This is a genomic window from uncultured Tenacibaculum sp., from assembly GCF_947502995.1.
Lineage (GTDB): Bacteria > Bacteroidota > Bacteroidia > Flavobacteriales > Flavobacteriaceae > Polaribacter.
Genome location: NZ_CANNBW010000061.1, coordinates 1 through 666, shown reverse-complemented (window position 1 = coordinate 666; position 666 = coordinate 1). Strand labels below are relative to the sequence as shown.

Annotated in this window: 1 pseudogene; it reads left to right on the top strand. The window is 42.8% G+C overall.

What is annotated here, in order from left to right:
* Positions 1-666: pseudogene (locus Q1A46_RS20730) on the top strand (hypothetical protein); the annotation flags it as partial.

Sequence of the window (666 nt, the reverse complement as noted above, 5' to 3'; positions counted from 1 at the left end):
ACCACAGGATCAGCAGGCTTTACTTATGCATGGTTACCAACTACAGGGTTAAACGATGCTAGTTTAGCACAACCAACAGCAAGTCCAACGGCTACAACGACCTATAGTTTAGTAGTAACAGAAACAGCTACAGGTTGTTCAAGTGTTGCAGATACAGTAGTTGTTACAGTAGATAACGATTTACCAACGGCTGATGCAGGCTCAGATGCCACGATTACTTGTGCAACAACAAGTGTTCAAATCGGAACCACAGGATCAGCAGGCTTTACTTATGCATGGTTACCAACTACAGGGTTAAACGATGCTAGTTTAGCACAACCAACAGCAAGTCCAACGGCTACAACGACCTATAGTTTAGTAGTAACAGAAACAGCTACAGGTTGTTCAAGTGTTGCAGATACAGTAGTTGTTACAGTAGATAACGATTTACCAACGGCTGATGCAGGCTCAGATGCCACGATTACTTGTGCAACAACAAGTGTTCAAATCGGAACCACAGGATCAGCAGGCTTTACTTATGCATGGTTACCAACTACAGGGTTAAACGATGCTAGTTTAGCACAACCAACAGCAAGTCCAACGGCTACAACGACCTATAGTTTAGTAGTAACAGAAACAGCTACAGGTTGTTCAAGTGTTGCAGATACAGTAGTTGTTACAGTAGAT